Source organism: Pseudomonas phytophila, assembly GCF_025643095.1.
In the GTDB taxonomy this organism is placed as follows: domain Bacteria; phylum Pseudomonadota; class Gammaproteobacteria; order Pseudomonadales; family Pseudomonadaceae; genus Aquipseudomonas; species Aquipseudomonas quasicaspiana.
The window spans coordinates 1521793-1547753 of record NZ_CP081201.1 but is presented as its reverse complement, the minus strand read 5'-3'; the positions used below and the strand labels follow the sequence as shown (position 1 = coordinate 1547753).

The following is a 25961-nucleotide window of genomic DNA, read 5'->3' as shown; positions in this document are numbered from 1 at the left end:
AGGCGCGGCACCACGAACAAATAAACTCATTTATGAGAACAGTGTATCAAAACAATCTCCTCAGGAAATTTCCTACAACCTTGTCAGGACAAGTTTTACTCCCCTTGTCGTTAAAGGAAGGGTAAGACAATTGAGAGGAAGCAATCGTGAATATTAATTCTGCAGGGATCGTCAGCAACCTTAGCTCATGGGTGCCTGGCAAATTCAAAGATATGGGAATACCCACCACACAAGTGGACACCCTGGTGGATGGCAAGACCAATAGCGTGGAGAAACTCGCGCTGGACCCAGGCGCAAAAGCCTCCGGAAAGGCGGAAGAAGTCGAGCATTACGTCTATGAGGAGGCGCCTTGGTTAAAGCTAAGTTTTGATGATCCACTTATGGAAATGTGTAAGGATGGAATGTATTTACTCGAAATTGTTTCTGAATCATCCGGAAAACTGACCGAAATAAACTCTAAATTTGAAAAATTCTCCGAATACATTAAAGACCTACGACCCGACATTGTCTCGACAAATTATGGCTTCACACTCGACGAAAACGCAAACATAAAGATACTTGACGGGCGACAGCCATTAGATGAAGCGGACAAACTGTGGTTGACCAACGAAATCAACAAATTCAAAGACTTCAGAAATACTGTTCACGATCACTCCAAAGCGCTGATGGCGATAGTGGATCACAGCCAGGACTTTGGTGGCAAGTACAACCTGAACAGGCACAACTTCCAATCGGTCATTGACTACAGAGATATCCTTAATACCTCGCAACGGGACTTTTATGAAAGAGCTCTATATATGGTAAAGAGCCATGCTCCGATGAGGTCAGAACCGCGAATCAATACGTACGCATAGCGAAACGACGCTGCCCGCCGCAAGGCGGGACAGGAGTTTTTTCTGTGAATAATTTTGCAGTCTATATGTCGCTATCGATAGTCTGGAGTTAAAGGTCAATCTGAGAACAGCCTCTCACTATAACCCCCTCCAAAAAGTTTCCTACAACCTTCTCAGTACACGTTTTTACTCACTGGCCGTTAAAGAAATATGGAACTACTGAAAGGATGCATTCGTGAATATCAACTCCGCAATGAGACTCAACCATCTTCAACCACCCGCTTCGATCATCAACGAGCAGGAACGCTCCGCCGAGCGCACAAAAAATACGGAACATAGCGATGTCGTAGATCACCAAAAATATAAGGCAGAGCCTCTGCAAACCGAAAATTCACTTGAGCACGTCTCGACGGAGTGCAAAGATGACGTTTTAGAACTTGCTTGCTTGACCATTGACGCTGCACTCAGGCAAATCGACATTTGCCGGCAGTACGGTGAGTTTTACGAACGCCTTAGAGACCTGCGCCCTGATATCGCTTCAGCAGGATTCGGATTCACGCTGGATGAGAACTCGAAAATAAAAATATTGGACTCAGGGAAATTGGGCGAGGCTGATAAATCCTGGCTAACTGAGGAAATCAATACATTCAAGGACATCAAGCACCACGTCTACAAGCATTCCAAACTATTGATCCAATTGGTAGAAAAAGACACCCAAAGATTTGGTGGGAGATTTAACCTCAATAGTGAGAACTTTCAGAACACTGTCGATTATGGAGATATACTTAATAAAAAATGGGGAGGCATGGGGGCATCTCTCGATAGTTTATTTACTAGGCAGATTTTAGAGAACGCGGAAAAACGCGCGCGCCCCTTGCTTGACACTTATGCATAGTTAAGAAAAACGGCCTGCCAGAAATATCTGACAGGCCGCTATTCTATGGACTCAGGATCGTCTACTGCTAATCAGACGCTGATGACAAATATGTCCGAATTTGTATTCCTCAGAAAGGTCGCCCCCTGCCAGGAAATTCAAGTAATAATATTCGCCTACACGATAGTTCGTCCTCCATGTATTATTGTAGCCCTGACTATAATCAACAAAATCCCTAGCCTGATCCCCGCCTTGGCATGGCCCGATCTCCACAAGCCCCGACGCTTTGCCTTCGACGTCCGACACAAGGCCCCCACTTATATCTTTTCGATAGCCCCCGCCGAATTTTAGTCCATAACCTACGATCGCCCCCTCCAACGGCGCACCTGTTGTGTCAGTAAATTGCGCCATAGCTTTGGCCTGCTTATGAGCTTGACCGGGCAGCCAGACAGGGTCGCTATAGCCATACGGAATCCGTAACACATTTTCCTCGGGCTTTAGATCAAAATCCTTCAACACCGGATAGGAGCCGAATATCAGGGAATATTGCCCACCATTAAAAGCCGCAGCCTGAATATGCGTCACCCTGATGATGATCTCCTCACCCGGCTTCAGGTTTTTGAGGACACTGATACCTTTAACGGTGACCAACGTCCATGCCCCGCCTACATGCCGTTCGACCTTGATATGTTGCTGACTCTGCAGGTTCAGTATTACATCCTGCCCTCTCACAGCGGTAAAACCGTAGTAGTGCTCGGAGACAGCGCTGTTTAAGCGCGTGCTAACAGTGTGAACCTTATCCGTCAACACATTGAATACTGGCTCTTCCATTACCAGTGCTGAGGCAGTTTGTGTAGCACTCCCCCCTGGGACGGTTTGTGCCCATGCAGAATGAGACCCCGCAGAAATAACAGCGGACACAACCATACCCAAAAGCAGCTTTTTATTTTTAAGCATCTGAAACTCCTAAATTGACTCAATAGTTTTAATTCGTTTTATGCCAAGTGGTCTAAGCACTGACAAACCGGACGTAATCACTGCTTTAAACTCGAGTCAACAAGGCTGTTTAAAAATCAGACGCTTCCTACTTTTAATTTTATTTGTAGTACATCTCTCACAATTAACACTTACCAGTTCTTACGTCTAACACTGAAAAAATCACGACTTGCTCAATATTTTAGTCTCCGCCGACCAAAAACCCGTAAATGCAGCCAATATTTGGGAACAGCGTCGCAATAGAAGCCCTTCTCGGAAGTTTCCCACAACATTATCAGGCCAAGTTTTTTCGGACATGGCCGTTACACCGAGGGAGACCTACAACACGGAGAGGGAAACTCGTGAACATCAATGCCAATGCGTCGACCCCTTTGAAAATTTCAGCAATTGATCAGCCTAAGGTGGAGCAAGTCCTGGCGACATCTGCGATTAGGTATACAAGATTAATATCCTCCGACGAAAGCGAGAACACCACACTGAAGATATTGAATTGCAACCCGTTTATGGTGGGGCCTATATTTAGAGATATCGTATTTACACGAGAAACAGACCCACTCGACAGAGGATGGGCTCCCCTTAAGAAGGATGAGTGTTGCTGGGGATGTCGCAGTGACCAAATGGATACATTAGCTTCTAATGCCAGCAGCCTGATTGAGAACATCGGCGTTGAACTGCAAAACTTCAGACAGAAAATTGCTAAAGACTTCCCGGCGCTATCAGCTACACCCTTTAACTTCACAGTCGATGCAAGTGGAAAGGTCAAAGTTTTAAATTCTGATTTGTTGAGCGACCTTGAAACTGCTTTCTTGACAGAGGCCATGCAGGACTATGAACCACTCAGAGAGCTCATCACGGCTCACGCCGAAACGATCATTAGCTATGTAAGCTTTTTAAAACGTCCTGAAGAAGAGGAACCCTTCTCCTACAAACATTTCAGCTCTTTGGTAAATTACGCCGCGCTGCTCGCAGACACCACGGGCAAGCTTAATATTTTCGGACAACCAAAGGAAAATGATCGCACCCATACAAATAATCGAAACAGGATCGACGTAGAAGTCTGATGAGAAAAAAGGGGCAGATGTACTATCTGCCCCTGATAGCCGGAAATTTTTAGATTCTACCTCTGTTCAAAGTCTGGGTGCAGATATGAGCAAAGCCAGCCATTTTTTTCGACTCACTGTCCTTACTCTCTGCGCCAATAAGCTTGTCGAATACGAACCAACGCCCGACATTGTAAGTAGATACCCAATGATGGGTTCCACCAGCATCATTGCGCTGAGCGGCCAGTTCTCCGCCGTAACATTTGTTAAGCGTGAATGTCGCGGTGGCGATTCCACGCTCGTCGGACAGCGCGGACTGCGTCACTTCTGGGTCTTTAGACTTCAGGTTTAGATAAATCGGCAAACTGGCTGACGCGCCTTTCAATGGAATCCCTGTGGTATCGGTAAATGTTGCTTCGAACGTTAACGTACCATGAGTTTGCAAACCAGCTACCCATCCAGAGTCGGCGACAGGAACACGGTTCCTGACAGGTGGAGCGTTCAGTGAAGCATCCTTGAGGACCGGGTACGATCCAAAGGCCACTTTGTATTCCGTCCGCTGGTAAGGTTTGTCTTGTTTGTAGGAAACCCTCATGACTACTTGATCTCCAGGCTTCAAACCAGGTAGATCGAGCGCACTCGTGTTATTTTTTGTCTTCCACACACCATCATAATATTCGACCTGCCAAGACGGTTCAGGCTCCTCAGCAATGGCTGCAAGCAAAACTTTCTGCCCACGAATAGAAGTAAAAACATAGCAACGAACGTCGGATTTGCTTTCAAGAAAGCCATCTATATCGTTAATCTGATCCGGCTGCATCTTACAACTGGAAGTATCAAACCCTGGCACAGACACCGCAGCCATCGCAGTATCAAGCTGAGTATCAAATTGTTCATGGTCGTTAGATTCGGCCTGAGCCTGAAACCCAAACGAAGACATCACGAACAACGGCACGCACAACTGCGCCACCCTCAATCTTTTATTCTCGCGCATCTCTATCATCCTGATAATTATTAAAATTTTTAGCCAGACGCTTTTGCAACTGACAAACCGGACGTAATCACCGTTTAAAATACGAGTCAATAATCAACAACCAAAATCAGATCCTTCCTACTTGACTCTTATATTTGAGGGAATTTCCTACATAAATCATCGACTCAACTTACAAATCCAACTGATTATCGACGCATTAAACGTTTTAGGATGAGCAAACACGGGCGTATCGAAAATTCATGGAATCCAGGGTTTATCAAATCCCGGGGCTTGCCGATAAACCTGATGAGCCGCTGATGGACCTGCGGCCTGAGCACGCCATGGAATGGTAAGCAGCCCGCCGCTGCTCAGGAAGCGTCCTACAGCCCTAGACAATTTTTCCCGCAATCCCGGTCAGCGACTAAGCTTGAGTCAGGTGCGATTAACAGGTTTAACCGGGCCAATCGAAATGGGCGTTTTAAGGCATGCAGATACCAAAGAGACTGTGATTACCGCAGACAGTCGCGACCGAGCTCCCATGCCAAAACCCCCTCGCCGCAAAAGCTATGTGTGGCGCGTCATCTGGGTTTTGCTGCTCTTGGGGATTGGCGCGCTGGCCGTGGCGATGGTAATCGAGTCACGCAGCTCGCGCTTGCAGGCGCTTGAGTTCAGCCGCTTTGCGGCGAACCTGAGCTACTCGATGCATGCAGGCCCCAGTGATTCGATGCTTTACCCCGGTGACGGCCCCTTCGATAAACGTCTGGGCTACTCCTCACTGAACGAGTTTCTGCCGCGTCTGCTCAAGCGCGACTATTTGATTACCGAACAGGTAAGGTTTTCCCCCGACTTGCTGGCCTACGCAAAGCGTGGCTTCTTCGTGCCCTATGAAGAGAAGATTCAGGCTGGACTGTCGATCACCGATTGCCGCGGTGTCGACGTCTATCAATTCCGTTACCCGCAGCAGTTTTACCCAAGCTTTGCCGCGATCCCGCCGCTGCTGGTGCACAGCCTGCTGTTCATCGAAAACCGGGATTTGCTTGATCCACAACAGCCAATGGCCAACCCGGCAGTGGACTGGCCGCGCTTTGCAAAGGCAGCAATTTCTCAAGTGGCGAAGTTGCTCGGCTTGCCGGGGCAGTCGGCAGGAGGCAGCACGCTGGCGACTCAACTGGAGAAGTATCGACACTCTCCTGACGGTCTTACGCTGTCAGGTTCTGAAAAACTTCGGCAGATGATTTCCGCCAGCGTGCGCGCCTATCAACCTGGCCAGCAAACCTTAGAAGCACGTCAACGCGTTGTTCGTGATTACCTGAACAGTGTGCCGCTGTCGGCAGTGCCGGGCCATGGCGAAGTGCACGGGATGGCTGAAGGTTTGCGAGTCTGGTATGGCGCGGACTTCGTGAAGACCAATCAGTTGCTCGCGTCTACCGCCAGTGACCCGCAAAGCATCGCCGCTCAGGGGCTGGCGTTACGCGAAGTGCTGTCTTTGGTCATCGCCCAGCGGCGACCTTCTCACTATCTGGCGAAAGGTCGCGCCGAGCTGGCGGAACTGACTGACAGCCACATTCGTCTGCTGGCGCAAAATCAGGTGATCAGTAGCGCATTGGCCAATGCCGCGCTGGAAGCAACGTTGAATTACCGTAACTGGGCGGAGCAACCGACGATTCAGCCCATCGAGACCAATAAAGGTATCAGCGTCGCCCGCAGCCGACTTTCCGGACTGCTCAATCGTCCGCTTTACGATCTTGATCGCCTTGATCTTTCGGCAACCAGCACGCTGCAAAGCGAGCTGCAAAACAGCGTCAGCCAGTACCTGAAAGATCTGGCGGACCCGGCCTTCGCTGCACAGGTTGGATTGATGGGCGAGCGCCTGTTGACGCCCGTCAGCACAACCCAGGTGCGCTACAGCTTTACGCTGTTCGAGCGCGGCCCCGATGGATCACGGGTAAGGGTCCAGACGGACAGCACCGACCAGCCTTTCGACATCAACGAAGGCAGCAAGCTGGAACTGGGCTCCACCGCGAAAATGCGGGTGATGACGACCTATCTGGAGATCATCGCCGAACTGCATGATCGTTACGCCGCGCAAAGCGTCAGCGCACTGGGCAAGGAGCCGGTCGCCGATCAGGATCGGCTGACCCGCTGGGCGCTGGATTATCTGATGCAAAACAAGGATCGTGACCTGTCGAAAATGCTCTCGGCGGCGCTGGACCGTCGCTACTCGGCGAGCCCGGCAGAGAGCTTTTTCACCGGTGGCGGCATGCATCACTTCAACAACTTCCGCAAGGAAGACGACAGTCGCCTGCCAACGCTGCGTGAGTCACTGCGCGAGTCGATCAACCTGCCGTTCATTCGGTTGATGCGTGACGTGGTGCGTTACAGCACTTATCAAGGGCCGAACAATAGCGCCGAGCTGCTCAAGGATGACGATGACCCGCGTCGTCAGGAGTACCTGAGTCGCTTCGCTGACCGTGAAGGGTCGGTATTCCTGCTGCGTTTCTGGAAACGTTACAAGGACAAAACCACTCAGGAGCGGCTCGATACATTTCTGGACGGTATCAATGCAACGCCGATAAGGCTGGCGGCTGTGCATCGTTACCTGTTGCCGGGTGCCAATCAGGCCAACTTCAATGCCTTCATCCGTGCGCACATGACCGAAGAAAAGGCCGGGCCGAAGCTGAGCGAGAAACGTCTGGCGGATTTGTATGAAAACTACGGGCCGGGCAAGTACAACCTGCCGGATCAGGGCTACATCGCCAAGGCTCACCCGCTGGACCTGTGGTTAGTGGGTTACTTGCTGCAACACCCGGATGCGCAGTTCAAGGACGCTGTTGCTGCCAGCCAACATGAACGTCAGGAAGTGTACGGCTGGCTGTTCAAGAGTCGGCACAAGAGCGCACGGGACAGCCGGATCCGGACGATGATGGAGGTCGAGGCCTTTCTCGATATCCATCAACGCTGGCAGCGTGTCGGCTATCCGTTTGATCATCTGGTGCCTTCGCTGGCCACCGCCATCGGTAGTTCCGGCGACCGCCCCGCCGCGCTGGCCGAGTTGATCGGCATCATCCAGAACGACGGTATTCGCTTGCCGATACTGCGCATCGACAGCCTGCACTTTGCTGCCGACACGCCTTACGAAACCCGCCTCGCCAATAATCCGGAATTGGGTCAGCGTGTGTTGCCATCTGAGGTCGCCGCAGCCATGCGCGAAGCGTTGTCGCAAGTGGTCGACGGCGGGACCGCCAAGCGGGTGCACGGCAGTTTCAAATTGCAGGACGGCTCGATCCTCGCCATGGGCGGCAAGACCGGGACTGGCGACAACCGTATCGAAAGCATCGGTGCGGGCGGACGCATCCTCAGTTCCCGAGCGATCAACCGGACAGCCACTTTCGTGTTCTATCTGGGCGACAACCACTTCGGCACCTTGACCGCATTCGTGCCGGGTCGGGCTGCAGAGGGCTTTCGGTTTACCTCGGCCTTACCCGTGCAAGTGCTCAAGGGCATGGCACCGATTCTGAATCCGTATCTGGAGCCGGGTGGCCATACGCTCTGCCAGCCGACCATCAGAACGCAACTGTAGCGAACTTGTTCGCGAGGGGCGTCAGACCGGCACACCGCGTTAACCCTTTCGGCAACAAGTTACCTCCTACCCAACACCGCGCCACACGGTAGGAGCGAACTTGTTCGCGAAGGCGTCAGACCGGCACCACCGCGTTAACCCTTTTCGGCAACAAGTTACCTCCTACCCAACACCGCGCCACACGGTAGGAGCGAACTTGTTCGCGAAGGCGCCAGACCAGCACCACCGTTTTAACCCTTTCGGCAACAAGTTACCTCCTACCCAACACCGCGCCACACGGTAGGAGCGAACTTGTTCGCGAAGGCGTCAGACCAGCACCACCGCGTTAACCCTTTCGGCAACAAGTTACCTCCTACCCAACACCGCGACACTCGGTAGGAGCGAACTTGTTCGCGAAGGCGCCAGACCAGCACCACCGCGTTAACCCTTTCGGCAACAAGTTACCTCCTACACAACCCACGCCACTCGGTAGGAGCGAACTTGTTCGCGAAGGCGTCAGACCGACAACACCGCGCCACACGTTGCTCGTGAGCTACAACCATTTCCATAAATTTTCTCAAAACCGCAAACGAGAACCGTTCGTCTTTATCCCTTTGCATAATTATTAAGATATATCTTAAGGTATATCTAACGCGTAACAGGAGATGAAGAAATGCGTGATGACCCTCACGACAACGACCATCGTCCGCCTCACCGCGAGCACGGCGATGGGCGAGACGGTTTTGAAAAACGGCCCGGGCGGGAACGTGGCGGCCGCGGACCTCGGGTGTTCGCCCCGGGCGATCTGAAATTGCTGCTGCTTGCGTTGATTGCCGAGCAGCCCTGCCATGGCTACGACCTGATCCGCCAGATCGAAGGCATGTTTGACGGTGCCTACAGCCCAAGCCCAGGGGTGATCTATCCGACCCTGACCTTCCTTGAAGAAAGTGAGCTGATTAAAGGCGACGCTCAAGGTGGCAAAAAACACTATGCCGTCACTGACGCAGGTCGCGCCTCATTGGCCGAGCAGAAAGTCGCTATGGATGGCGTAAGGATGCGTATCGACGTCAGCAAGCGCTCGTTGCGCGGTCATGATCGTCCTGCGGAAATCCATGAGGCCGTGCATAACCTGCGCCACGCCTTGCAACTGCACCATGGTCGCTGGAGCCCCGAAGAAATCCTCCGGGTTCGCGACCTGCTCAACAACACCGCCAAAGCCATCGTCGATGGCCCCCACTTCACCTCGGAGAAGCCGGTATGAATTCACAGCAATCCATTCATCGTGTCAGCCATGAGATCAAACGCCGCAAGCTTGAAGTGCTGCGAGTGACGGACATTACACCCAAAATGCGCCGGATTACCTTGCATGGTCCAGACCTGAACGGCTTCATCAGCCTGGGACCCGATGACCATGTGAAATTGATTTTCGCCACCACCCCCGAAGAACAGGCCGCGCTGGATAACTTCATTCCGGGCGCCCCAAGCGACGGGCCAAAACCCGTCATGCGTGACTACACCCCGCGCCGCTACGACGCGGTCAGTGGTGAACTGGATATCGATTTCGTATTGCATGGCGAAGGCCCTGCGGCGACCTGGGCGGCACAGGCCCAACCGGGGCAGTTTCTGAATATCGCCGGGCCGCGGGGTTCGATGATAGTGCCGGATATCTTCGACAGTTATCTGCTCATCGGCGATGAAACCGCCCTGCCCGCTATTGCCCGGCGTCTTGAGGAGTTGCCAGCCAATCGCAGTGCGCTGGTCGTCGTTGAAGTTGCAGACTCGGGTGAGCAGCAGGTTTTTGACAGCAAAGCACAGGTCGACGTGATCTGGATCGTGCGTGGCGAACAGGATCTGGTGGACGTCACCCGCCGCCTGGAAATGCCTGAAGGCAAGCTGTACGCCTGGATCGCAACCGAATCGCTGCTGTCGCGCAAACTGCGCCGGGTACTGCTCGGTGAGTTCGGGCTGGAGGAAGAGTTCGTCAAGGCTGCGGGGTACTGGCGGCTGGATGGGAGTGACGAGGGTTGATGAACAAGTAGCTTTCATCAGACAAACTACTGCTATCTGATTTGGAATGCTTTTTCTGTAGGAGCTGCCGAAGGCTGCGAAGCATTTCTACTGATAAACCGCGATCGCAGCCTTCGGCAGCTCCTACAGGTCCTGTGTTTGCCGCGAGACTGTTCGGTGCAATAGACACCGGGGCAGCTCCTACAAATTCAGCGTCTGGCGCGTAACCTGTCCACACCAAGCAGCACCAGCGAAATCACGATAAAACCGATCAGCACTCCACCCGCATTGGTAAACGCCTGCACATAGCCAATATTGCCGACGTTGATGAATGGGTACATGTAGTCGCCAATCGAGCTGCCACGCAGCAGCACGTACGAAAAGTAGATCACCGGGTAGAGAATCCACAGCAACACATGCTCAAGCCGCAACAGTCCCTTGGGTACGTACAGCCACCAATACAGCAGAAAAGCCAACGGCATGACGTCGTGCAGTAACTCGTCAGCCACAAACTGCCAACCTTCCGGGTGCCAGAGGTGGCGCAGCAATATGTTGTACGCGAGTCCGACCAAAACAATGCTGGCTGCAATCCCGCTGCACACGACCGGGTGCTGGAAGAAGCGATGCGCAGCCGAGGTTCTGGCGGTCAGCGCGCAGGTCAGTACCACCGCTACCAGCGTGTTGCTCCACACGGTAAAAAAGCTGAAAAACCGCACCAGCCCACCTATCAGACTGGCGTCATCGGCCCAGCGCGCAATGAAAACAAGGTAAAGCTGAATGGCCAGTCCTGACCACCCGAGGCAGGCGGCAATCATCGTGTAACAGCGCTGTCCTTGCGCACTTTTCATGTATTGGAAGTACATCGTTTTTCCTTGGAGCCCAGCCTTGGAACCGGGCGAAATTACCAGCCTTTGCTGCGGTGCAACTTTACGTACAACGCCTCGACCTTCTCCCTGGCCCAAGGCGTCTTGCGCAGAAACGTCAGGCTGGACTTGATGCTTGGATCGCTCTTGAAGCAGCGAATATCAATGCGCTCAGCCAGGCCAGACCACTCGTAATGCTCAACCAGTGCGTTGAGAATCTGTTCCAGCGTTACGCCGTGCAAAGGGTTGGAGTGGGGTGTATTCATGCAAAACCTTCAAGCTCAATGGATGGGGGCACTTCCCGGAAGCTGCGCACCTTAGCCGAGCCTTCAGACAGCGGGAAGAGCTTAGCGTGCGAAGTCTTTGTTTTGGCAGTCAGCTTCCGCCTATGAGGAGTGTAGGACGCTTCCGAAAAGCTCCGCTATTTGCCCGAAACACAGCGCCGATAGTGGAATGACGCAGAACCTGTTGGAGCGAGGCTTACCCGCGAATGGGTTGCCTCGATGTTACCGAGATACCGCGTGAGGGGTTCTTCGCGGGCAAGCCTCGCTCCAACAGATATCCATCCCCACTGTTGCAATCCCCGCAATGATCCATGTCAGTTTTGTTGCTTTTTACAAACTCGATAGCCCCCTATCATTACAACCTGCCAGCTGAACCGATTTTGCAACCTCTAAATACGTTGCAAAGCCGCGGCATAGCGCCGCATGCCTTTCTGAATAACTCAAAAGAACGATACCCATGTCCGCCAACCCGAGACGTTTTTTGGCTTTTGCCCTGCCCTTCCCTTCAAACTTGAGCATCGCCGTAAGGCTCTGTGGACTTGCCGTTGCCGGTCTGGCCAGTTGCGCTCAGGCTGCACCCGCATTCGACAGTGAATCGCCCTGGATGCTGGGCGACTGGGCAGGCAAACGTACCGAGCTGTCACAGCAAGGCTATGACTTCAAACTCGATTACACCGCAGAGATGGGTTCCAACCTGCACGGTGGTTACAGCCACGACAACGCGTTCCGCTACAGCGATCAATACGCTCTGGGCGCGCATCTCGATCTGCAGAAGATCCTCGGCTGGCAGGATGCCGAGTTTCAGTTGACCGTGACCAACCGCAATGGCGACAACATCAGCAACGACCGCGTCAGTGACCCGCGCACAGGTACGCTGTCTTCGTCCCAGGAAGTCTGGGGCCGTGGCAGCGTTACCCGCCTGACACAGCTGTGGTACCAGCAAAAATTCTTTGATCAGGCCTTGAGCGTCAAGCTCGGCCGATTCAATCAGGGCGAGGATTTCGGCAGCTTCCCCTGCGACTTCCAGAACCTCTCACTGTGCGGCTCTCAAGTCGGTAACTGGGACGGCGGCACCGTCTATAACTGGCCGGTAAGCCAGTGGGCGATGCGCATCAAGTACCAGATCGCTCCGGAATTTTTCGCCCAGATCGGCGCATTCGAGCAGAACCCTTCGAACCTGGAAAACGACAACGGCTTCAAGCTGAGCGGCAGTGGCACACAAGGGGCGGTCCTGCCGGTTGAACTGGTTTGGTCGCCCAAGGTGAACGGTCTGCCAGGCGAGTATCGCGCCGGTTACTACTACAGCACCGCCGACAGCCAGGACGTTTACAAAAGCAGCAATGGCCAGTCGGCAGCGCTCACCGACGGCACTTATCGCAGTGCTTCGAGCAAACACGGCATGTGGTTGAACCTGCTGCAGCAGGTGACTAGTCGGGACGACGATCAAAGTCGCGGCTTGAGCATCTTCGCCAACGGCACGATGCACGACAAGAAAACCAACCTGGTCGACAACTACGTCGCCGTTGGTGCGTTCTATAAAGGCCCGTTTGATGCCCGCCCCAAAGACGATATCGGTTTTGCAGTCTCACGCATCCACGTCAATCCGGCCTACCGCAAGGATGCGAATGCACGCAATCAGGCGGCAGCGGTCAACGACTACAACGATCCAGCCTTCACGCCGTTGCAGGACACCGAATACAACGCCGAGCTGTATTACGGCGTACACCTGACCAACTGGCTGACAGTACGGCCGAATCTGCAGTTCATTCGCCATCCCGGTGGCGTCGACAAAGTGGACGATGCGTTGGTGGCAGGCCTGAAAATTCAGTCATCGTTCTGACCGACGGCTGATTTCTGCTGTCATTAGTTCGTCTCAACAACTAGTTTCAAAGTATTGCAGGAATTTCTTCAACGAGTCCTGCGCGAATAACAAAGCTTCATCACTTAAATCTGTCCTTGGAGATTCACACTATGAGCACTGACGGTGCTTTGAGTAAAAATCGCCTGCTGCCGACATTGCTCGGGCTGGTGATACTGCTGATGGGGCTTGCCCTGTTGGCCTTAGGCGTCCAGCTGCTGCAAGTAGACGGTTCGCCGTATTACGTACTGGCGGGCATCGGCTTCGCGGTGACGGGTATCTTGCTTGTCACTGGACGCCGTGCGGCTTTCGGCTTGTATGCGCTGATTCTGTTTGCCAGCACCGTCTGGGCATTGTGGGAAGTGGGTCTGGACTGGTGGCAACTCGTGCCGCGTCTGGCACTGTGGTTTGCCCTGGGTCTGGTGATGTTGTTGCCATGGTTCCGCCGCCCGGTCCTGCGGGGTCAGCCTGGCGGTAAAGGCGTCGGCGCATTGGCAGTTGCCGTGGTACTGGCAGGCCTCACAGCATTGGCAAGCCAGTTCACCAACCCTGGTGAACTCAAAGGCGAGTTGAATCGCGACACCGCAGGTACAACCAGCGCCGCACCCGCCATGCCTGACGGCGACTGGCAGTCCTACGGTCGCACCGCTTTTGGTGACCGTTACTCGCCACTGGCGCAGATCACTCCGGATAACGCCAGTAAGCTGGTGCCTGCCTGGACTTATCGCACGGGCGATATTCCCGGCCCGAACGATCCGGGCGAGACCACCGCCGAGAACACGCCGCTCAAAGTCAACGGCATGCTGTACGTCTGTACGCCGCATAGCCAGGTGATTGCACTTGACCCGGACACCGGCAAGGAAATCTGGCGCTACGATCCGAAGATCAGCACTCAGAATGCTGCCAACTTCAAAGGCTGGGCACACATGACCTGCCGTGGTGTGTCGTACCACGATGACTCGGCCTATGCCGCAGCCCCGGCGCAAAGTCCGGCAACACCGGCCGTCGCTTCCGCCGGAAGCAATGCTTGCCCGCGTCGCATCTTCCTGCCGACTGCTGACACCCGTCTGATCGCGCTGAACGCCGACACCGGCAAAGTCTGCGAGGATTTCGGCAACAAAGGCGCAGTCGATCTGAGCGCCAACATCGGCACGTTCGCCGCAGGTGGTTACTACTCTACGTCACCACCTGCTGTGACCAAGGACCTTGTAGTGATCGGCGGCCACGTGACCGACAACGTTTCCACCGACGAACCTTCGGGCGTGATCCGTGCGTATGACGTTCACACAGGCCGTCTGGTGTGGAACTGGGACAGCGGCAACCCGGACGATACGACTCCGCTTGCAGAGGGTAAGTCCTACACACGTAACTCGCCCAACATGTGGTCGATGTTCGCCGTCGATGAAAAACTCGGCATGCTTTACCTGCCAATGGGTAACCAGACTCCGGATCAGTGGGGCGGTGACCGTACTGAAGAGTCGGAGAAATACAGCGCCAGCATCGTGGCCCTGGACATCGCGTCAGGCAAAGTCCGCTGGAGCATGCAGCTCACTCACCATGACCTCTGGGACATGGATGTCGGTGGCCAGCCGACGCTGATGGACATGAAAACCGCTGACGGCATCAAGCCAGCCGTGCTGGTTTCGACCAAGCAAGGCAGCATCTACGTGCTGGATCGCAGCACTGGCAAACCGATCGTACCGATTAATGAAGTACCGGTCCCAGGCGGTGCGGTAGCAGGCGATCACACTTCGCCAACCCAACCTAAATCCGACCTGAACTTCATGCCGCCACCGCTCAAAGAGCGCGACATGTGGGGCGTGACGCCGTTCGATCAGGCGCTGTGCCGGATCGACTTCAAATCCCTGCGTTACGATGGCCCGTTCACCCCGCCATCGCTGCAAGGTTCGATTGTTTATCCTGGTAACTTCGGCGTGTTCGACTGGGGCGGCATCTCGGTTGACCCCGTGCGTCAGATCGCCTTCGTCAACCCGAGCTACATGGCGTTCCGTTCCAAGCTCGTGCCTGCGGCAGAAGTTGAAGGTGGTCCTGGCCGCAAGAGCGAAACCGAAGGTGTGCAGCCAAACAAAGGCGCGCCATACGGCGTGATCCTCGAAGCGTTGCTGTCGCCGATGGGTCTGCCTTGCCAGGCACCCGCGTGGGGTTATGTGGCGGCAGTGGATCTGACCAACCATCAGACCATCTGGAAACACAAAAACGGCACCGTGCGTGACAGCTCGCCGGTTCCGATCCCATTGAGCATGGGCGTTCCAAGCCTGGGCGGCACGTTCACCACAGCCGGTGGCGTTGCCTTCCTCAGCGGCACGCTTGACCAGTACCTGCGCGCTTACGATGTTCGTAACGGCAAGCAACTGTGGGAAGGCCGCCTGCCAGCAGGTGCGCAAACCACGCCGATGACCTACACCGGCAAGGACGGCAAGCAATACGTGCTCGTCGTCGCTGGCGGCCATGGCTCGCTGGGTACTAAGCAAGGCGACTACGTGATGGCGTTCAAACTGCCGGATTGATGGTTCGCTGAGGTAATGAAAAAGGCGGCTATCGAAGGATAGCCGCTTTTTTTGTGGCAGATTTTCGACCTTGCCTGAAAGTGTTGCCCGGCGTAATCCCACAGAGGTTTGGCAGTTGGACCACGTTATCGTTCTTCGCGGGCAAGCCCGGCCCCTGTGAAAAACACGCAACCAAATGATTTATAACTATTTTTATCTGTAGGAGCGCGCTTGCCCGCGGTTCGGTCTGTCAGACGATAAATATATCGTCTGTGCTGACGCAATCGCGGGCAAGCGCGCTCCTACAGACCCGGTTTGCTGATAGAAAGCACGGTGCCATGGACATAGGGTCGCTACAGAGGAATACGGTGAATCGGTTGGAGCGAGGCTTGCCCGCGAATCAGGCGCAGTGATTTCACGGGCAGACAGCATTGTCCTTATCGCGAGCAGGCTCGGCCTCCAAGAACTTCGTTCGAGTAAAGAATCGAGACCCCTTTAGCTACCGCAACTTAACGCCAGCCTTGTTCCCCGCCCGTAAAATATCGCTCCAGCGTCTGACCAGATAATTGTGCTCATCCATCACCGAGTTCCACACTGCAATATGGCTCATGCGCTGCTCATATGAGCCGCCATCACGTATCTCTCCGGCATCGATCAGGGGCAGGCCGTCGCTACCGAGCAGTTGCTCACGGGCTGGCAGGCCGGCGTACCAGTAATCCCATTCTGCCGCGCTCAGGTGGTCGCGGCTGCGTGCCGGATTGCCGATGTAATAACCCTGGCGCGCCATGATTGCCCCCGGCCAGCCGGACAGCCACCAGTTGAGATACGCATAGGCAGCATCGAGTACAGGTCCCTTGGCATGCCGCGACAACGACAAACCGCCGAACCAGCCGCGATAACCTTCACGGGGTACCGCCACGCGATACTTCACGCCAGCGCGATGCAGCCGCACCAGAGTCGGCGACCACAGGCTTTGAATATCGATAGTCGGGCTAAGCATCAACTCTGCGGCCTCTTCATCATCTGACCAGAACGCGCCGAAATGCCCTCCCTGTTGTTTACGCACCAGGACATCGGCGAGCGTGTCGATGTCCTCGATACTCATGTTGCCGATGTCTTTGAACTGCGCCAGTCCTGCGCCCTGTACCGCCAGTGCTGCATCCAGCGCACCAATGGCCGCATCGCTTTGCAGGGCGATACGGCCACCCCAAGCGGGATCAAGCAGCCAGCCCCAGCTTTCATGGGCACTGTCCAGCCCGGCGGGCACCCGCTCCGGGCGATAGGCAAAACTGTCGGCATTGTGCGTTAGCGGCAGCATGCTGATGCGCTCGCTCACCGTACTGCCCAGCGTGCCGTCATGCTGCACGAACAGCCGCTCGCTGGGGACGCTGCCACTGCCGAGCCGGTCAGCAGGCCGCAACCGGCCGCGCTTGGGCAAGTCATTGATCTCATGCCAGAGAGCGATGCGCCGGGTATCGATGGGCTGGATGGCACGCGCCGGCCACACAAAGTCGACGTTGTGAAACCATTGATCGTAGAGGTCGTAACTCTCGGGCTGCATCACCGCGATGCGTTGCGCGGTCTGCACGTCATGCATCTGGTACACCAGGCGAATACCCAGTTCCTGCTCGGCACGCTCACGGATAGATTCAAGCAAGGTAACCGATGTACCCAGGACGCGTAGCGTAATGGTCATGCCGTCGTCTCGCTGATAGCCGGAGCGAAGCTGCGGGCAAACACATCAAACGAACGACGCAACCGCTCAGGGTCAAGACCGCGCAGAATGAACACCAGTCGCGAACTGTGATCGTCCCCCGGCCAGGCCGACAGGTGCACGGGTGCATGCAGGCAATGCAGCACACCATGAATCACGATAGGCGCCTGGCTGGCATTCACGTTGAGAAGTCCCTTGACTCGAAGGATTCGTTCGCCATGGCATCTTAACATCATCGACAGCCAGACCCCGAAACCGACCCAGTCCAGCGGCTGCTCGAACCTCAGGCAGCACACTTGCGCATCACCATGCCGTGACGCTCTGGATTGCACTTGATGGAGCTTCCAGCGCGCCACCTCCTGAGCAGGCTCTGCATCGCGCACGCCTTCGCCCAGTAATAACTGATCGCCGCTGTGGACCTGCGCGGTATCCATCATGAGCGCGGAGAAATTCAGGGCCTGTAGATGTGTTCGCAACTCAGTCAGCGATGGCTCATCCACCACATCCGTCTTGCTCAGCAACAAACGATCCGCCGCCGCGACTTGCGCCAGCCACTCCGGGTGCAAACGTTCCTGCAAAGTGGCGTGACAGGCGTCTACCAGGGTCACGATCAGGCCCACATGAAAACGCCCGCGCAGTTGCGGATCGTTGCTCAGGGTCGCGAGGATCGGGGCCGGGTCAGCAAGGCCTGTGGTTTCCAGAATCACCCGGCGAAACGGCGGGATCTCACCTCTTGCGCGTCGGGCAAGCAGGCCCAGCAGCGCTTCCTTCAGTTCGCCGCGAATGGAGCAACAGACACAGCCACTCGGCAGCAATACGGTGTCCGGCGCGACCTCCTCGACCAGCAGATGATCGATCCCCACGTCGCCGAACTCATTGATCAGCAACGCGGTATCACCGAGGTTTTCGTCCTGCAGCAGTCGTTTGAGCAAGGTCGTCTTGCCGCTGCCGAGGAAGCCGGTGATAACGTTCAACGCGATGCTCATGATGACCTCTGCAAATGATCCAGCACGACGGGGTCAAGCGGGTCCAGCTGGCGACCAATCAGTAATTCGGCCTTCTCCCACAGTTGATCGAGGCCCGACGCCAGTGCCTGCTTGCCGGTGGCACCGAGCAACAGGTACGACGAGCCCTGAAAGTCCTCAACCCTGAGGCGAAATGGCGCCACCACTCTGTTGATCGCCGCGATACGCCGCAAGCGCTCACGACGTCGGGGCAACTCACCACCCAACGGGTCGCTCCAATGCACGTCTTCGCCCAGCAGGCCACACAATCCACACATCAGGTGATCCTCATTGACTGACTACGGCATCACATCGCCAGAGTTCGGCCCCAATGTCTGACCGACAAACAGATTGCCTCCCGGCTCACTGGCCAGAAGCACCGCTACCGGCGCGACCTCTGCCGGTAGACCGAAGCGCCCCAGCGGTAACTCGGCAGCCTTGGCCGTTTTCCAGGCGCTGCTGATGCCCGACACCAATGGCGTTTCAATCGGGCCAGGGGCAATGGCGTTGACCAGCACGTTGTCCTTGGCCACTTCCAGCGCCAGCGATTTGGTAAAACCTAACACTCCAGCCTTGGCCGCAGCGTAATGAGTGAGTTCAGCGCCGCCCTTTATACCCAGCTGCGAGGCGACGTTGATGATGCGCCCCCACCCTTGGCCCAGCATGTGCGGCAGTGCCCGCTGACTCGCCACGAATACACTGGTCAGGTCTACACGCAACATGTCGTTCCACATGTCGATGCTCAAATCGACACAGCGCGCCTGAGTGAGCATGCCAGCGTTATTGACCAGAATGTCGATGCCCCCAAAATGCTCGACGCAGGCATCGACACTGGCTTGCGCGCCTTCGACGCTGCCCACATCGGCCACGCACTCGCGCACCTGCGCACCCAGTTGTCGGCACTCCTGGGCGACTTGCGCCAGGCTTAGCGGATCACGATCACCCAGCACCAATATTGCGCCTTCGAGTGCATAGGCACGGGCAATGGCTGCACCAATTCCGCTGCCTGCGCCCGTGATGACAGCGCGTTTGTCGATCAGTTGTTGCATACGGGAGTTCCTTATTCAGCTCCTACGGGGAGCGAGGGTCAACGAACTATTCCGGCCAACGCACCGTCAGCCCTCCATCAATCACAATGCTTTGTCCGGTCAGGTAACTGGCTTCATCGCTGCACAGGAAACGCACCAGTGAGGCGACTTCATCAGCCCGCCCCACACGGCCGAGCGGGATAGCTTTGGCTGCCTGAGCGAGACCTTCCGGGCCCAGGGAGTTTTTGCTGTCCAGGGATTGCGGCGTCTCGATCAATCCGGGAATCACCGCATTGCAGCGAATACCACGGCCAGCCAACTCCACCGCCAGTGATCGACACAGCCCTGGCACGCCAGCCTTCGCGGCTGCGTAGTGAGCATGGTCCTGCCAGCCGTAAACGCCGCCTGCTATAGACGAAATCGCCACCAAAGCGCCGCCTTCTCCCATGTGCCTGGCCGCGGCGCGGAAGGTGCGCATGACGCCGGTCAGATCCACATCGAGCATCTCGTTCCAGAGCTCGTCTGTCATTTCCAGCAGCGGAGCGCGGCGCAGCAGGCCTGCGTTAGCCACGGCGTAGTCGATGCGGCCGAAGACCTCAAGCGCCTGATCGGCCAGTGCATCCACTGATTGCGTGCTGGTGACGTCCAGTGCCGCCATCAGACACTCGCCCCCCACTGCTTCCACCAAACGAATGGTTTCCTGAGGATCGTGAGGATCGGCGGGATAAAAACCGCCAACCACTGCAACGCCTTTTTGCGCGAACGCTACGGCCAGCGCCTGCCCGATGCCGCTGGCGGCACCGGTGATCACTGCGACTTTACGGGTCATGTGCAATTCCTCATTTCACGGTTTCGGGACGCACGTGGCGGGCGGCAAACATCAACGCACCGGAGAGGAAGCAAGGCAGCGCGCCGAAGTACAAGGCAGAAGTTTGCCAGTTGCCGCCTGCGCTCAGCACCGAGGTGGCACCAAAACCTGCAACCACTGCGCCGATGGGCCCCATGGCGTGAATGATCGCGCCGCCAGTAGCGCGGATACTGGTCGGGAAGCTTTCGCTGATGAAGAACAACGCGGCTGAGTAAGGACCGATCAGGAAGAACAGACCCAGGCTGTAAAGACCGATCACGACGGGCATGTTACTTGGGCCGTAGAGCATCGCAGCAAACGACAGTCCACCCAGCATCCAGCCCAGGCCGATCACGTTACGGCGACCAATCTTGTCGCCCATCCAGCCATGGCTCAGGTAACCGCAGTACCCCACCAGATTGGATAACACCAGAATGATCAGCGAGTTCTCGAAAGAGACGTGATGCACACTGACGATCACTGACGTACCGAGCACGCTGAACACCTGAATCGCTGCCCAGTTGAGCAGAATGGCCGCACCAATCACCAGGGTTGCACGGCGCGATGTGCCACGAAACGCTGCGGCCAGACCTGCAGTGCGGTGCTCTTCGTAATCCACTCCATAGGTCAGCGCCACGGCTTGAGCCTGGCTCACATCTCCGGCTTTGCGCAGTTGAGTGATGCGCTGATGGATCTGGAACTGCGGACTCTCCTTGAGTTTGCGCGCCAGAATCGCGATGACGATGGCCGGGATCGCCGCAAAAACGAAGCAGCCCTGCCAGCCGATGATGGGCAACAGCACCGCAGTCAATCCCGCAGCAATCAACGCCCCAACTGGCCAGCCACCTTGCACCAGGCTGTAAATAAAGCCGCGACGTTTAGCCAGACGCGGGTCATCGGAGGCCGCGTAGATTTCACTCAGGTAAGTAGCGTTGACCGTTTCTTCCGCATAGCCCAGGCCACCCAGAGAACGAATCAGGATTAACGGCGATTTCCCCCACGAACCTCCGATCGCGGTCAGCGCCGAACAGATCGCCGAACCGCTGACGGTGAAGATAATGCCCATGCGTCGACCCAGGCGATCTACCAGCGGCCCGATGGCCAGGGCGACCACTGCGGTCCCGACCGCCACCCAGGTCGCAATCTCGGCCTGCTCTACTTCGCTCCACGCAAAATGCCGACCGATTTCCGGCAACAGCGTGCCGAACAGAATGAAGTCGTACACCGCAAAGACCCAGGCGAAGAACGCGATCCAGGTGGCAAATCGCACCTGGTCTGGAGTCAGTTGCTGGGGTTTCCAGCCAGTCAGGTCAAGCTTGCTGTAAATGGACATGAGTGACGCCTCGCACAGGGCAATGAATCAGCGGTTACGTGGGTTACGGCGGACAAAGTCGTCGGCGATTTCGTCGAAGGTGACGAACTTGACGCCCTCATGGCTCTGGATGTGTTCGATCAAACGCTCCAGCATCAACAGCACCTGCGGGCGACCAGAGACATCCGGGTGGATAGTCATGGTGAACACCGCGTGCTCGTGCTCGCGATAGACCCAGTCGAACTGGTCGCGCCACATTTCTTCCAGATGGCGGGGGTTGACGAAGCCATGGCTGTTGGGGGCTTTCTTGATGAACATCATGGGCGGCAGGTCATCGAGGTACCAGTTGGCCGGGATCTCCACCAGATCGGTTTCTTCACCGCGCACCAACGGTTTCATCCACGTATCGGGATGCTGGCTGTAATCGATCCTGGTCCACTTGTCTCCGACCCGGACGTAGTACGGATGGAAATCGTTGTGCATCAGGCTGTGGTCGTACTTGATGCCTTTTTTGAGTAGCAACTCATTGGTGACGTTGCTGAATTCCCACCAGGGTGCGACGTAACCGGTCGGACGCTTGCCGGTCATTTGCGTGATCAGCTCGATGGACTTGTCGAGGACGATCTCTTCCTGCTCCGGGGTCATCGCAATCGGGTTTTCGTGGCTGTAACCGTGCACACCGACTTCATGACCGGCATCGACAACGGCCTTCATTTGCTCGGGGAAGGTTTCCATGGAGTGGCCGGGAATGAACCAGGTGGTGCGCAAGCCGTAACGCTCGAACAGTTTGAGCAGACGCGGCGCACCCACTTCACCCGCGAACAAGCCACGGGAGATGTCATCCGGAGAATCCTCACCGCCGTAGGAACCCAGCCAACCCGCTACCGCATCAACATCGACGCCAAATGCACACAAGATTTCTTTAGCCATTTTGCTACTCCTGCTTGTTGATCAGACCGGCGCTAACGCATTCATCACTGGGTGCCGGGTTCCAGTGCTTTACTGTTCGAGGTCAATCAGGCCTCGGCCATTGCCGCTTCGACGGCCAGCGCGGCGCGCAACAAACGTGCGTCTTCCCCCGCTGGCGCGCTGAGCAACAGCCCTGTTGGCAACCCGCGTTCGTCATGACCGCTGGGCAAGGAAATACCCGGCATGTTCAGCAGGCTGCCAGGCATGGTCAGGCGCAAGGTGGCCAGATTGGTCTGGAAAAACAGCTCGTCGTCCGCCAGCAAAGGCGCCAGCGGCAGGGCCACATGGGCCACGCTTGGAGTCAGCAGAAAAGCGCCGTCAAGCTCCAGGCTGATTTGCTCCTGCAGTTGCTCACGGGCGCTATATAGCTTGAGTAGTTGACTGGCGGGCATGTGCCGGGCCGTCTCAAGGCGCATGCGCACCCGAGGATCGAGCTGGCTGGCGGCATCGCTGTCGAGCAGGTTCTGATGCAAAGCAAAAGCCTCCGCAGCGCCCAGCCAGCCGTGCTGTTGAATCAGCTGCAAGGTGGCCTGGAAGGCTGCACATGGCCGCATCTCCACCAGCGCACCGGCTTCATGCAACCGCGCCACCGCCTGCAACAGGTTATTGCGCACCGCGGGTTCGACACGTTCGTCCTGCAAAACCGTCTCATCAACCCAGAAACGCTGCCCGACCAGACTGCGCGGCACCAGAGAAGTCGGCTTGCTACGAGCACGCAGCACATCATCAATAACGATGACGTCGCGTACGCTGCGGGTCAGCGGGCCGACGCTGTCCAGCGTATGGGCCAAGGGAAAAATGCCGTCCCGACTGTAGCGCCGAGTGGTGCTGCGAAACCCTACCAAGCCATTGAAAGCGGCCGGAATGCGGATCGAGCCTGCGGTGTCGGTCCCCATGGCGATAGGCACAATGCCCGCGGCGACCGCGACCGCCGAACCGGAAGACGATCCACCCGCAATGCGAGGTTGATCATCGCTGTACGGATTGATCGGCGTACCAAAATGCGGGTTGAGGCCCAACCCCGAATACGCAAACTCACTGAGGTTGGTTTTCCCCACACTGACCAGGCCCGCCCGCGCCAGAAGGCCGGTGGTGGGTGCATCCAGCAACGCGGCCCCAAGGTTATTACGCACGGCGGCACCGGCGCTGGTGACGGTGCCAGCGACATCAAACAGGTCTTTCCAGGCAACGGGTACTCCATCGAAGGGGCTTAGAGGCTGCCCCGCCCGCCAACGAGCCGCAGATGCATGGGCCTCACGGCGTGCACGTTCGACGCTCAGGGAGATAAACACGTGATCAGCGGACAGGGCTTGTTCAAGCGCCAGTTCGAGGGCCTGCACCGGATCATTGCGACCCGAAGCATATCCCTCGGCCATTGCACTGGCATCCATAGCCCTGCATTGGCTAGAACTGTTGATCATCGGCATGCCGCACCCATTAAATGTACTTATTAATAAAATGTACATTTAATGGAGGCAGATTCCATGCCAAACATACGTCAGCTCACCAGCGTTGCCAGCGTCAAAACTTTCTAAACCACAGCAAATGGTTATGCCAGAGCCCTTTCAACGCGATGGATGATTGTGTTTTGGGGGAGCTCCCCGGCAAAACGTATCCTCACTGCAAAAAATGTACATTTTATAAAAGGTACGTTTAGGTGCACATTAGTAACAGTGAGCCCTATGAATGTGCATCGCACGTAGCTCGAGGTGACAAATGGACTTCTGTGCGAGAATCCGCCGTCGATCATTAGAGAAGCTCAGGAAACCGATGTCAGGAGACGATTCGCGCACGGCCTCACGCTATGCCACGATCCGGGAAGTGTTACGCGAAGCCATTGTCAGCGGGGCGGCGAGCACCGGTCTGGTACTGCTCGAAGCGCCGCTGGCCGACCTTTTCGGCACCAGCCGCGTGCCGGTGCGCAAAGCACTCAATCTGCTGCATGACGAGGGACTGATCTGCCGGTTTGACGGCCGTGGGTATCTGGTCAATCCACAAGGCATTGAGGTTGAGCCACTGCGCCTGACCCTCAGTCATAAACAGTTTGGCCTGGATAGCAGTGAAGAGCTGGTGGATACCCGTCCGCTGGGCGAGCGCATTTACGACGAAATCAGCGCGGCGCTTTCAAGCTGCATGGCCTTCGGGCACTACCGGCTGGACGAAAAAGACGCTGCAGAGCATTACGGCGTCAGCCGCGCCGTGGTGCGTGAAGCACTGATGCGCTTGCGTGATCGCGGGCTGGTGGAAAAGGAACCCTACTCGCAATGGCTGGCCGGCCCGCTGACGGCGCGCGAAGTGACCGAAGACTACGAACTGCGCGCCTGCCTGGAGCCCGAAGCGTTGCGCCAGACAGCACCGGGCCTGAGTCGCGAAACGCTGGAAGCCATGCTTGAACGGGTCGTTCAGGCGCAAAACGCGGAACACTGCAGCCTTGAAGATATCGAACGCATCGAGGAAGACCTGCACCAGCATTGCCTGTCAGGCCTGCATAATCGCAAGATTGCTACGTTGATTCGCCAAGGGCAAAGTCCGATGATCATCAGCCGGATCTTCTACCGATTACTGGGCATCGGTGCCGACGAGGCGATGCTGGCTGAACATCGCCTGATTATCGAACTGCTGCTGCATGGTGCATTCGACGCCGCCGCACTGAACCTCAAGGAGCACTTGCTGCGCGCACGACAGCGCATGCTGCAACGACTGAAAGTGCTGTCGGTATTGCCTGAACAGGAAGTGCCCGGGTATTTGACGCGTTTAAGTTGAGTGTCAGCCTGTTGGAACCGGGCTTGCCCGCGAAGAGCGATAATGCGGGGGACCAGACGGATCAGGTCGGCAGGTTCGCGGGCAAGCCTCGCTCCAACACCGCCCGCCCCTACTTCTCGATCACTTCTGCGCGCATCGGGGCCAGCCGGGCAATCAAACGATTCTGGTTTGGCACCGAAATACCTTCGGCATCCATGGCCTTGATCAGGTTTTCAACCAGAGCATTGAAATCACTGCGCGTCAGCTTCTGGCCCTTATGGGCTTCAGCCATAGTGTCACCGGTGTACTTACACGGGCCACCCGCTTCGACACACAGCTGCTCAACCAGCTTGTCACGCAAACGCACGATATCGATCTTCTTGAAGTGCTCGCCGATGCGCTCATCTTTTACCGACGTGATGAGCAAGCCCTCAACAATTCGCTGAATCCCGGCGCGCTGTCCAAGGCCTTGATAGAGGCTGTCGTCTTTAGGCGGTTGTTGGGCACAACCAACCAGCAAAACAATCAGAAAAAAGCTGAGCAGACGCATG

The 25961-nt window shown here is 56.1% G+C and carries 22 protein-coding genes; 9 read left to right on the top strand and 13 right to left on the bottom strand.

What is annotated here, in order from left to right:
• The first annotated feature begins 146 nt into the window (after window positions 1-146).
• Together K3169_RS06825 and K3169_RS06820 are read left to right on the top strand one after the other, a co-directional pair.
• Window positions 147-854, top strand: a complete 708-nt coding sequence (locus K3169_RS06825; protein WP_231677086.1) for a hypothetical protein — start codon at window positions 147-149, stop codon at window positions 852-854.
• Window positions 855-1068: 214 nt separating this feature from the next.
• The gene (locus K3169_RS06820; protein WP_231677085.1) at window positions 1069-1728 is read left to right on the top strand and encodes a hypothetical protein; all 660 of its coding nucleotides are present in this window, start codon (window positions 1069-1071) and stop codon (window positions 1726-1728) included.
• A gap of 51 nt (window positions 1729-1779) precedes the next feature.
• Here the strand turns inward: K3169_RS06820 and K3169_RS06815 are convergent, their stop codons facing one another.
• Window positions 1780-2664 (bottom strand): hypothetical protein, encoded by an 885-nt coding sequence (locus tag K3169_RS06815; RefSeq protein ID WP_231677084.1) that lies wholly within the window; start codon window positions 2662-2664, stop codon window positions 1780-1782.
• A 380-nt stretch (window positions 2665-3044) separates the two neighbouring features.
• On the opposite strand from K3169_RS06815, the gene K3169_RS06810 reads away from it, so the two are divergent.
• Window positions 3045-3764, top strand: a complete 720-nt coding sequence (locus tag K3169_RS06810; RefSeq protein WP_231677083.1) for a hypothetical protein — start codon at window positions 3045-3047, stop codon at window positions 3762-3764.
• A gap of 49 nt (window positions 3765-3813) precedes the next feature.
• Here K3169_RS06810 and K3169_RS06805 read toward each other — a convergent pair whose 3' ends face one another.
• Window positions 3814-4737 (bottom strand): hypothetical protein, encoded by a 924-nt coding sequence (locus K3169_RS06805; protein WP_263270726.1) that lies wholly within the window; start codon window positions 4735-4737, stop codon window positions 3814-3816.
• A 448-nt stretch (window positions 4738-5185) separates the two neighbouring features.
• Between K3169_RS06805 and K3169_RS06800 the strand changes: the two genes are divergently transcribed.
• From K3169_RS06800 to K3169_RS06790, 3 genes are all read left to right on the top strand, one after another.
• Window positions 5186-8296 (top strand): biosynthetic peptidoglycan transglycosylase, encoded by a 3111-nt coding sequence (locus tag K3169_RS06800; protein WP_263270725.1) that lies wholly within the window; start codon window positions 5186-5188, stop codon window positions 8294-8296.
• Between the two features lie 652 nt (window positions 8297-8948).
• Window positions 8949-9536: a PadR family transcriptional regulator gene (locus tag K3169_RS06795; protein WP_263270723.1), complete on the top strand. Its 588-nt coding sequence runs from the start codon at window positions 8949-8951 to the stop codon at window positions 9534-9536.
• Window positions 9533-10303, top strand: coding sequence for a siderophore-interacting protein (locus tag K3169_RS06790; RefSeq protein ID WP_122707978.1), 771 nt, complete (start codon window positions 9533-9535; stop codon window positions 10301-10303). Before K3169_RS06795 ends, K3169_RS06790 begins: the two co-directional genes overlap by 4 nt.
• A 188-nt stretch (window positions 10304-10491) precedes the next feature.
• On the opposite strand, the gene K3169_RS06785 is transcribed toward K3169_RS06790, so the two are convergent.
• Together K3169_RS06785 and K3169_RS06780 are read right to left on the bottom strand one after the other, a co-directional pair.
• Window positions 10492-11145 (bottom strand): Pr6Pr family membrane protein, encoded by a 654-nt coding sequence (locus tag K3169_RS06785; RefSeq protein ID WP_263270721.1) that lies wholly within the window; start codon window positions 11143-11145, stop codon window positions 10492-10494.
• A 38-nt stretch (window positions 11146-11183) separates the two neighbouring features.
• Window positions 11184-11411 carry a VF530 family DNA-binding protein gene (locus K3169_RS06780; RefSeq protein ID WP_027899801.1) on the bottom strand — a complete coding sequence of 76 codons (228 nt, stop codon included), beginning with the start codon at window positions 11409-11411 and terminating at the stop codon, window positions 11184-11186.
• Between the two features lie 475 nt (window positions 11412-11886).
• Between K3169_RS06780 and K3169_RS06775 the strand changes: the two genes are divergently transcribed.
• Both K3169_RS06775 and K3169_RS06770 read left to right on the top strand, forming a co-directional pair.
• Window positions 11887-13269 carry a carbohydrate porin gene (locus tag K3169_RS06775; protein ID WP_231677077.1) on the top strand — a complete coding sequence of 461 codons (1383 nt, stop codon included), beginning with the start codon at window positions 11887-11889 and terminating at the stop codon, window positions 13267-13269.
• Between the two features lie 131 nt (window positions 13270-13400).
• The gene (locus K3169_RS06770; protein WP_027899799.1) at window positions 13401-15815 is read left to right on the top strand and encodes a glucose/quinate/shikimate family membrane-bound PQQ-dependent dehydrogenase; all 2415 of its coding nucleotides are present in this window, start codon (window positions 13401-13403) and stop codon (window positions 15813-15815) included.
• Between the two features lie 478 nt (window positions 15816-16293).
• Here K3169_RS06770 and K3169_RS06765 read toward each other — a convergent pair whose 3' ends face one another.
• From K3169_RS06765 to K3169_RS06730, 8 genes are all read right to left on the bottom strand, one after another.
• Complete coding sequence (locus tag K3169_RS06765; protein WP_263270718.1) at window positions 16294-17490, bottom strand: PotD/PotF family extracellular solute-binding protein; 1197 nt, start codon at window positions 17488-17490, stop codon at window positions 16294-16296.
• Window positions 17487-18494, bottom strand: coding sequence for a CobW family GTP-binding protein (locus K3169_RS06760; RefSeq protein WP_263270716.1), 1008 nt, complete (start codon window positions 18492-18494; stop codon window positions 17487-17489). The genes K3169_RS06765 and K3169_RS06760 overlap by 4 nt, the downstream gene beginning before the upstream one ends.
• Window positions 18491-18790, bottom strand: a complete 300-nt coding sequence (locus K3169_RS06755) for a hypothetical protein (RefSeq protein ID WP_027899796.1) — start codon at window positions 18788-18790, stop codon at window positions 18491-18493. The genes K3169_RS06760 and K3169_RS06755 overlap by 4 nt, the downstream gene beginning before the upstream one ends.
• A 21-nt stretch (window positions 18791-18811) precedes the next feature.
• On the bottom strand, window positions 18812-19561 hold the full coding sequence (locus tag K3169_RS06750; protein WP_231677073.1) for an SDR family NAD(P)-dependent oxidoreductase: 750 nt from the start codon (window positions 19559-19561) through the stop codon (window positions 18812-18814).
• A gap of 46 nt (window positions 19562-19607) precedes the next feature.
• The gene (locus K3169_RS06745; protein WP_099267535.1) at window positions 19608-20369 is read right to left on the bottom strand and encodes an SDR family NAD(P)-dependent oxidoreductase; all 762 of its coding nucleotides are present in this window, start codon (window positions 20367-20369) and stop codon (window positions 19608-19610) included.
• 10 nt (window positions 20370-20379) lie between these two features.
• The gene (locus K3169_RS06740) at window positions 20380-21720 is read right to left on the bottom strand and encodes an MFS transporter (protein ID WP_027899793.1); all 1341 of its coding nucleotides are present in this window, start codon (window positions 21718-21720) and stop codon (window positions 20380-20382) included.
• A gap of 27 nt (window positions 21721-21747) precedes the next feature.
• Window positions 21748-22629, bottom strand: coding sequence for a polysaccharide deacetylase family protein (locus K3169_RS06735; RefSeq protein ID WP_122707992.1), 882 nt, complete (start codon window positions 22627-22629; stop codon window positions 21748-21750).
• A gap of 86 nt (window positions 22630-22715) precedes the next feature.
• Window positions 22716-24089 (bottom strand): amidase, encoded by a 1374-nt coding sequence (locus K3169_RS06730; protein ID WP_263270713.1) that lies wholly within the window; start codon window positions 24087-24089, stop codon window positions 22716-22718.
• A 349-nt stretch (window positions 24090-24438) separates the two neighbouring features.
• Here K3169_RS06730 and K3169_RS06725 point away from each other — a divergent pair, with 349 nt between their 5' ends.
• Window positions 24439-25431 (top strand): GntR family transcriptional regulator, encoded by a 993-nt coding sequence (locus K3169_RS06725; protein WP_231677071.1) that lies wholly within the window; start codon window positions 24439-24441, stop codon window positions 25429-25431.
• Window positions 25432-25540: 109 nt separating this feature from the next.
• Here the strand turns inward: K3169_RS06725 and K3169_RS06720 are convergent, their stop codons facing one another.
• Window positions 25541-25960, bottom strand: a complete 420-nt coding sequence (locus tag K3169_RS06720; protein WP_049826871.1) for a group I truncated hemoglobin — start codon at window positions 25958-25960, stop codon at window positions 25541-25543.
• Window position 25961: the final 1 nt, after the last annotated feature.

Excerpts from the sequence above, each read along its gene's own strand:
- K3169_RS06815 (WP_231677084.1), bottom strand. The coding sequence starts at position 2,664 with ATGCTTAAAAATAAAAAGCTGCTTTTGGGTATGGTTGTGTCCGCTGTT.
- K3169_RS06805 (WP_263270726.1), bottom strand. The coding sequence starts at position 4,737 with ATGCGCGAGAATAAAAGATTGAGGGTGGCGCAGTTGTGCGTGCCGTTG.
- K3169_RS06800 (WP_263270725.1), top strand. The coding sequence starts at position 5,186 with ATGGGCGTTTTAAGGCATGCAGATACCAAAGAGACTGTGATTACCGCA.
- K3169_RS06795 (WP_263270723.1), top strand. The coding sequence starts at position 8,949 with ATGCGTGATGACCCTCACGACAACGACCATCGTCCGCCTCACCGCGAG.
- K3169_RS06790 (WP_122707978.1), top strand. The coding sequence starts at position 9,533 with ATGAATTCACAGCAATCCATTCATCGTGTCAGCCATGAGATCAAACGC.
- K3169_RS06785 (WP_263270721.1), bottom strand. The coding sequence starts at position 11,145 with ATGTACTTCCAATACATGAAAAGTGCGCAAGGACAGCGCTGTTACACG.
- K3169_RS06780 (WP_027899801.1), bottom strand. The coding sequence starts at position 11,411 with ATGAATACACCCCACTCCAACCCTTTGCACGGCGTAACGCTGGAACAG.
- K3169_RS06775 (WP_231677077.1), top strand. The coding sequence starts at position 11,887 with ATGTCCGCCAACCCGAGACGTTTTTTGGCTTTTGCCCTGCCCTTCCCT.
- K3169_RS06770 (WP_027899799.1), top strand. The coding sequence starts at position 13,401 with ATGAGCACTGACGGTGCTTTGAGTAAAAATCGCCTGCTGCCGACATTG.
- K3169_RS06765 (WP_263270718.1), bottom strand. The coding sequence starts at position 17,490 with ATGACCATTACGCTACGCGTCCTGGGTACATCGGTTACCTTGCTTGAA.
- K3169_RS06760 (WP_263270716.1), bottom strand. The coding sequence starts at position 18,494 with ATGAGCATCGCGTTGAACGTTATCACCGGCTTCCTCGGCAGCGGCAAG.
- K3169_RS06755 (WP_027899796.1), bottom strand. The coding sequence starts at position 18,790 with ATGTGTGGATTGTGTGGCCTGCTGGGCGAAGACGTGCATTGGAGCGAC.
- K3169_RS06750 (WP_231677073.1), bottom strand. The coding sequence starts at position 19,561 with ATGCAACAACTGATCGACAAACGCGCTGTCATCACGGGCGCAGGCAGC.
- K3169_RS06745 (WP_099267535.1), bottom strand. The coding sequence starts at position 20,369 with ATGACCCGTAAAGTCGCAGTGATCACCGGTGCCGCCAGCGGCATCGGG.
- K3169_RS06740 (WP_027899793.1), bottom strand. The coding sequence starts at position 21,720 with ATGTCCATTTACAGCAAGCTTGACCTGACTGGCTGGAAACCCCAGCAA.
- K3169_RS06735 (WP_122707992.1), bottom strand. The coding sequence starts at position 22,629 with ATGGCTAAAGAAATCTTGTGTGCATTTGGCGTCGATGTTGATGCGGTA.
- K3169_RS06730 (WP_263270713.1), bottom strand. The coding sequence starts at position 24,089 with ATGATCAACAGTTCTAGCCAATGCAGGGCTATGGATGCCAGTGCAATG.
- K3169_RS06725 (WP_231677071.1), top strand. The coding sequence starts at position 24,439 with ATGTCAGGAGACGATTCGCGCACGGCCTCACGCTATGCCACGATCCGG.
- K3169_RS06720 (WP_049826871.1), bottom strand. The coding sequence starts at position 25,960 with ATGCGTCTGCTCAGCTTTTTTCTGATTGTTTTGCTGGTTGGTTGTGCC.